Genomic DNA, 6,793 nt, shown 5'->3' with positions numbered 1-6,793 from the left:
TACAATGAAAATATTTTAAAATGAAAGATTGATTTTTTAAGTTAAAATTATAAATTTTTAAATAAAAATATACTCAAATTTTGCATTAGAAATCAAAGTCAAAAAACGAGACTTTGATTTTAAGTATCAAATGACTTTGATTTGAAAAGCGGTTTTATAGTAAATAATGAAAAAATATTGCGGTAATGCTCAATTTAATAATAGCTACAATGAAACAAAATTTTTATTTGAAAAATACAAAAAAATGACTTTTAACAAAAAGGAATGTGCCGAAATTTTAAACATTTACCATATAGACAATTGATATAAAAAAAGAAAATAAGGAAAAATAAGAAATGGTTAAAAAATACTATAGTAGAGAAGAAATAGCAAAAATATTTGATGTAAATATCTTAACTATCAAAAATTGGGTTAAATTGGGATATATTAAAGAATATAAAATTAATACAAATATCAAAAAACCATTATATAACCTTGAAGAAATTGAGAAAAATTTAATTTCTAATTCAACAAGCAATGTAGAATAGTTGATTGTCTATATCCACCCATCTCTCCCTCTCTTCTTTGGTAAGTAAATGCGGATTCAAATAATCTATAAAAACCATAAATTTAGTTATAAAACAAAATCTTTGCAAAAAAGTTGTGATTGAAATTGATAAATTTTATCCCTAAAAACTTAACAATTGTGTAATAAAACAAGTTTTTATATCTTAGATAGCAGATAAGTATTATATTGCAATTAGCTATGAAAACAATAAAACTTCACCTAACCAAAGGTAATAAAAATATTGTTGGTTTAGATATAGATTTAACAAATCTTATTATTAGCAAAAATACCATTAACAAAATCTACATTATTTTTTCCTAACTTTTTTCCTAACTTATAATTTTTATATAATTTTAAATATCATATTTATAGAATTTTAAATGATATAATTCAAATCTCGCTAACCGCACCATTTATTTTATTTTTCACTTCTTTTGATTTTTTTACCTTGCTATATATAAAGATAAATTGTTCCTTTAGATGTGGTGTATATACTTTTGAATATTTTTATCAATTTAATTATTTTGAAGAATAAAAGAATGATACAAGTATGTATATTATGTTATACTTTTTAAGTATGAAATTGTATAATCTTGTGATAATTTAAAACAGAAAAAAATATAAATTAAAACATCACAATCAGTATTTTAATACATAAAAATAAAAAAATTGACTGGTTTTATAATGAAATCAATATTTATTTTTCAATAAACACCCACATTTTACAGAAAATCAATTTTAAAAATTAGAAAATTTAACATTAATAAGATAGATCTTAATTTTCTTTATTGAGACTTTTTATATAAATTTCTATTAAAATTAAAGACTTTTTATAATTTGAAAATTGATTTTTTATTCTTCTGAATAATCATGTATTTTACAAAAATTTATGCCATAAAAATGGTAATTTCTTTGTATTTAAGTTTTAAAAAACCATTAGAATTTACTTATTTTTTGCTAAGAATCCTCATTATCTCATTTAAAAATCTATTATTATTTATATTCAAGATTATTTTAAAAGTTTGATTATTTTTGTTGTTTTTTAAATAATTCTAAAGTAAATTCAAGTGAGTTTTTAATATTTTACACTCATTTTAGAATTAAATGAGTGTAAAAATTTAAATCTATTCTAATCTAAAAAATACATAAAGCTTAGGATATTCTATGATCAAGCTTTGCTTTCTCTCCAGTCATCACTTCCACTAGTTCCAGCAGCAGTATGTTCCCAAACTACTTTTCTATAACTCATTGAAACTTTTAAGAGTTCTGTTTTATCATGATTACTCGCATCTTGTGCATTTGGCATTATCAATTCAATATTTGTAATAATTGCATCTTCTAATTTTGTAGTAAAGAAGTGCTCAGATCCACCACTTGTTGCAGTTCTAAACCAATGAACTTCCACTGTTGGAAGTCTTTCTCCTTTGGTAAGCGCATTATACAACAAAGGTACAGACTTATTTAAAGAACAAGTAAAAGAAAAAGGTTTATGAACTCTTTGTCCCGAAGGCTGTCCACTTTGTTGATCAACGGGTACGGTTACAATATGAGATACTTCTTGAGCCATAATTTCATCTTCATGACCTGATTTATATCTATTTCCAATACTAGCCTCAGTAGATGCACCACTTGAAATTAAACCTTGTGTAGAGCCTTCAATTTTTATAAACGCCGGTTCAGCCATAAAAACCTCCTTTAATTTTTTTTAACACTTAAAATTGTATCATTTTAATGTTAATCTATTTAAATTTTATTGTAAAATATTTTATAGCATTGATATTAATTATCTGTTTTTATTTTTTAAGGAAGAAATGATGTTTAAAAAAATATGTAATTTTTTAAAATCAAAATTGTTTATAACTGCATTTCTGCTTTGTTGTATTTTTCTATTTAGTATTTTATTTTGGTTTTGGGGGTCTTTGGTAGCTTTTAATGATATATACATTTTTAGTAGTCCATTTTTAAGATTTGGCATCATCTCTATAATTTGGTTTATCATCTTTCTTTTTTTTCTATTAAAACCCATAATGGACTTTTTCTCCTCTTTAAAAAGTGAAAAAAGATTAAAAATTAAAAATCTAAAAAAAGAAGCGGATGAATTTATTTACAAAGCTAAAAGAAATTTTTTTTTATCACTTAAAGACGCCAAAGAAACTTGGAAAAATGATCTAAAAACAAAAAATTTACCCTTAATTATCATTATAGGAAATGAAGGGGCTGGAAAAAGCACTTTTATTAATTATTCTGATATCGAATATCCGCTTAGTGATAGTTTGGAATCTTATAAAAAATTTCACAAATCTACTAGAAATTTTGCACTCTATATATCAAAAAAAGGTGCTTTGCTAGATACAGAAGGAAACTATTTTTCCCAAGAAGAATTTTTTAAGCCTACAAGCAGCGATGAAATTCCTGAAGATGACATAGATAAAAATAGAGATTTTTTAATTAAAAAAAATATATGGAAAAAATTTCTTGTTTTTCTTAATAAAAACTTTTTTCATAGCAAACTAAACGGTATTATTTTAGTCATTGACACTGTTCTTTTTTTAAATAATTCTAAAGAATATTCCAAAAATCTCATTAGATATTTAACAAGAAGAGTCAATGAGTGTGAAAAAACTTTAAATTTAAAATTACCTATTTATATAGTCTTTTCAAAACTCGATTTAATTGAAGGTATGAAAGAATATTTTGATATTTTTGATAAAAAAATTTCAAATAAAATTTTAGGATTATCTTTTGGGCAAATTTTAAATGAAGAATATTTAAATAATGAATTTAAAGAATTAAGTGATTCATTATTATGTTCTTTAATGAGTAAAAATTCCTACATTCATAATATAGAACATAAAAATAAAAGTTACTTATTTTTAAAACAACTTGATAATCTATTTGCATTAGTAAAGACATTTATTTTAAATATGCAAGAAGAAAATAAACTTAAAAATAATTCTTATCTTAGAGGGGTTTATTTTGTCAGCGCTTATCAAGAAAATATTCCTAGAAATTTCTTACTTGATGCAATATGCGATAAATACAATTGTAAAAAAGTATTATCAAGATCTAGTATTATATACAATAAACAAAGCTATTTTGTTAAATCTTTGCTTGAAGATTTGATTTTCACAGATTATTCTTTAAGTTCTATAAAATCTTATTCTAAAAAATTATCTTTTTTAGTCATAATTTTAATTGTAAGTTTTGGAACTTTCACCATATCTTCCTATTTTATAAATAAAAATAATGATGAATTTAGAAAAAGTCAAAATACCTTAAAATCTTTAGAATCACTTTTTAAAAATCAAGATTACCAAAATTTAGATATTAAACAAAAAGCTGATTTTTTAATTGAATTAAGAAATATTTTAAACACTTATCCTGAACTTTGGAAAGATGGCAGCATATTGCAATATTTAAACCTCAATCTTTCATATAAAGGATTCACTGCAGCTAGACAACTTTATTATAAACTTAATGAGGATGTGCTAAAAAATACTTTATTAAAAGAAATGGAATATATTTTACTCACCGATACAAATAAGGAAAATTTAATCAAAACTTTATATATGTACAAATCTTTATTTGAGCAAAAATATTTTAATAAAGAAATGTTAAAAATTTGGATTAATGAAAATTGGAATACTTTAAGTAAATATTCTATCTCTAAAGATGATTTTCTAGATGGAGTAGATGAGCTTAAACAATTTGACCTTAAATCTTTTAAAGAAGATGAAAACAGCATAGATACAGCAAAGAGAAAACTTGAAACCATAAGTAGAATTCAAAGAATTTATATTCTTCTTAATTTTTTAAATAGTGATAAACCTAAAGAAAAATATCTTATAAAAGAAGATTTGGGTTTTACTGCAAATAGTATATTTTCAAGTGATTCCCAAATCACTTCTATAGATAAAGTATATACAAAATCAGGTATGATGGATTTTTTAAAGAACTTAAATCAACAAGTTGACACTGCCATTAACATAGAATCTTGGATGTTAGATAATAGTTTCAAAGAAAATAAAAATACTTTAACCATAGGCATTTTAAAATTATACTTAAACGAATATAAAAACGCTTGGCAAAATTTGCTTGCTTCATTAAAACCTGTAAAATACAATACCAAAGAATCAATGCTTAATGAGCTTGACATTTTATCAAAAAAAGAAAATCCTTTATATTCTTTACTAAAAATCGTTAGTTCTAATACAAATCTAAATGATGCAGCTTTATTAACACAAGCTTATAATTTAGGCTTAAATGCTGGGGAAATTAAATCCAATTTTATCAGTATAAGTAATTCTTTTATGCAATATCATAAGCTTGTAGATAATAATTCACTTTTAAGTGTTGGCAATATAGAAGTTGGTAAAAGCTCTGATAGTGAAAAAATACTAGATATTATTAATGCAAATGTAGCAAATGTAGCAAATAAAATTACAGATTTTAACTCTAATAATAATCAAAGTGCTGAAGAAAAAATTTCATATGCCCTTGGAAATAATAAAGATTCTAATGATCCTTTTATTATACTTCAAATGAATACAAAAAAATTACCTAATGAGTTAGAAAGCTATTATAGCCAACTTTGCGATAATTCTTGGAAATTAATTGAAAACTACGGCATTTCATTATTTAATAGTGCTTGGATCAATGAGGTTTATAACCCATTTATAAATAATATTGCACCATTTTATCCCTTTAATGAAGAAAGTACAACTGATCTTAGCATGGATAATTTTAAAACATTTTTTGGTAAAAATGGAACATTAAATAGTTTCTACAAAAAATATCTAAACAATGTTTTAGTGAAAAGAAAAAATAATTACTTTATTAATTCTCAATTTGCTTCAAAAATAAATTTTTCTAAAGAATTTTTAGATTTTATTACCAATGCTGGTAATCTCTCAAGCCTTATATTGAATGCCAATGACAATATAAAAGTTAATTTTACCATTCAAAGTCTTGATCTAAGTGCGGATTTTTCTTTTATAAAACTTGGCTATAATGATAAAAATATCCGATATGATCACACTCTTAATCAATCTTTGCAAATTATAGCCGAAGAATTTAATAACGGAACAAGCTTAGATTTTACAGCTTATAGCTATTCTAATCCTAATTTAAATTATACAAAATCATATAAAGGGGAGTGGGCTTGGTATAAATTTATAAAAGACAACAAAAATAATTCCACCTATAGTATTACATTTAACAATAATAAAAACTTATATTTTGACTTTGCAATGACTAATGGTGCTAATGATGTAAATAACATAGTTCATATTTTAAATAATCTTAAAATAGTGGAAAATATTACAGGAGTAAATAAAAAATGATAGATAAAGAAGAATTAGGAATTACTATTGAAAATTACGACGAATGCATCAATGGTACTAAAACATTTATATTTCAATCAAAAGGTGGAACCATAGGAAGCGGTGATGATTGTGCTTTTCGCGTTCAAGACAAACTAGAACAAGTCAAAAATACACATGCGATAATATCTTATGAAGAGGGGTCTTTTACAATTGCACCTTTTGAAGACGCTGATATTTATTACAATAGATCTTTTTCTAAAATACCGAATGGCTATGAAATAATAATTACCATAGGTGATATTTTTAGAATCGGTAATTTAGAATTTAAATTTGTAGATGCAAATAGCATTGAAGAAAATATTAAGGAAAATAAAAAATATTTAGAAAATATTGAAAAACGTAATCACTTTGATGAAATTGAAATTAAACCTAGAGGAAAAACAAGTATAAATTTTGATAAAAATGAAGAATTAAAAGAAATTTTAAAAAATAATGATTATAAATTTATCGAACAAGAAAAAACAGATAAAAGCTTTTTAAAAGAAATCACTCAAAAGAATCCAAATTCATTAGAGTATGAAAATATCTTGAAAAGCCTAATAAAAAATTTCAAAGATATTAAAACAAAACAACAAAATTCTAAATTAGAAAAAGATTATCCCTCTATCAATATTAAGGATTTTGAAAGTATTATTGATAATATACCTTTACTTAAATCTACAAGGTTAATCAATATTTTAGCACTAAGCATGATTGCGAAAGAATTATATACTCCAATCTTTGAAGAAATGGAAGAAAATATGTTTATTAAATATCTTGAAGCTGCCATACAAAACAATATTAAAGAAGATAAGATTCTTTTTGAAAATCTTACCATAAAAGCATTAGAAAAATATATTAAAGATTTTGAGTAATTTTTTAC

At 23.4% G+C, this 6,793-nt stretch carries 4 protein-coding genes; 3 read left to right on the top strand and 1 reads right to left on the bottom strand.

The features are described 5' to 3' along the window. The first annotated feature begins 335 nt into the window (after nucleotides 1-335). Complete coding sequence (locus H2279_RS08005; protein ID WP_337196205.1) at nucleotides 336-527, top strand: hypothetical protein; 192 nt, start codon at nucleotides 336-338, stop codon at nucleotides 525-527. A 1,188-nt stretch (nucleotides 528-1,715) separates the two neighbouring features. Here the strand turns inward: H2279_RS08005 and H2279_RS08000 are convergent. Further along, nucleotides 1,716-2,231, bottom strand: coding sequence for an Hcp family type VI secretion system effector (locus H2279_RS08000; protein ID WP_137624355.1), 516 nt, complete (start codon nucleotides 2,229-2,231; stop codon nucleotides 1,716-1,718). Between the two features lie 130 nt (nucleotides 2,232-2,361). Between H2279_RS08000 and tssM the strand changes: the two genes are divergently transcribed. Both tssM and H2279_RS07990 read left to right on the top strand, forming a co-directional pair. Then, nucleotides 2,362-5,889, top strand: coding sequence for a type VI secretion system membrane subunit TssM (tssM, locus tag H2279_RS07995; protein ID WP_337196204.1), 3,528 nt, complete (start codon nucleotides 2,362-2,364; stop codon nucleotides 5,887-5,889). Further along, nucleotides 5,886-6,785: an FHA domain-containing protein gene (locus H2279_RS07990; protein ID WP_337196203.1), complete on the top strand. Its 900-nt coding sequence runs from the start codon at nucleotides 5,886-5,888 to the stop codon at nucleotides 6,783-6,785. The genes tssM and H2279_RS07990 overlap by 4 nt, the downstream gene beginning before the upstream one ends. Nucleotides 6,786-6,793: the final 8 nt, after the last annotated feature.

Source organism: Campylobacter sp. B0100352/1 (assembly GCF_020135855.1).
Classification (GTDB): Bacteria; Campylobacterota; Campylobacteria; order Campylobacterales; family Campylobacteraceae; genus Campylobacter_D; species Campylobacter_D taeniopygiae.
This window is presented reverse-complemented; position numbering and strand designations above follow the sequence as displayed.

Coding starts and splice junctions, on each gene's coding strand:
- H2279_RS08005 (WP_337196205.1), top strand. CDS start 336: ATGGTTAAAAAATACTATAGTAGAGAAGAAATAGCAAAAATATTTGAT.
- H2279_RS08000 (WP_137624355.1), bottom strand. CDS start 2,231: ATGGCTGAACCGGCGTTTATAAAAATTGAAGGCTCTACACAAGGTTTA.
- tssM (WP_337196204.1), top strand. CDS start 2,362: ATGTTTAAAAAAATATGTAATTTTTTAAAATCAAAATTGTTTATAACT.
- H2279_RS07990 (WP_337196203.1), top strand. CDS start 5,886: ATGATAGATAAAGAAGAATTAGGAATTACTATTGAAAATTACGACGAA.